Origin of the sequence: Ensifer sp. NM-2, from assembly GCF_003024455.1 — a bacterium.
Classification (GTDB): domain Bacteria; phylum Pseudomonadota; class Alphaproteobacteria; order Rhizobiales; family Rhizobiaceae; genus Ensifer; species Ensifer canadensis.
Genome location: NZ_PVZR01000172.1, coordinates 1 through 400 on the forward strand (window position 1 = coordinate 1; position 400 = coordinate 400).

A 400-nucleotide genomic window follows, 5' to 3' on the forward strand; every position below is an offset into this window, starting at 1 on the left:
TGTCCGAGACCTTCTTCAGGTCCTCGCGGTACGCCTCGAGTTCGGCCCGCACGTCGTCGCCGGCGAGCTCGGCGGCCAGCGGGGCGTCGGCGGCGACCACCATGAAGGTCGCGCCGTACAGCGTGTCCGGCCGGGTGGTGAAGACCGTGACGACGGGGCCGTCCTCGACCTGGAAGTCAACGTGGGCGCCCTCGGAGCGGCCGATCCAGTTGCGCTGCATGGCGAGCACGCGCTCGGGCCAGTGACCGGTGAGCTGGTCCATGTCGTCCAGCAGCGCGTCCGCGTAGTCGGTGATGCGGAAGTACCACTGGTTCAGGGTCCGCTTGGTGACCTCGGTGCCGCAGCGCTCGCAGCGGCCGTCCACCACCTGCTCGTTGGCGAGCACCGTCTGGTCCTGGGG

The 400-nt window shown here is 70.2% G+C and carries 1 pseudogene; it reads right to left on the minus strand.

Annotated elements, in window-relative coordinates:
* A pseudogene (locus C6558_RS39335) lies at window positions 1-400 on the minus strand (leucine--tRNA ligase); the annotation flags it as partial.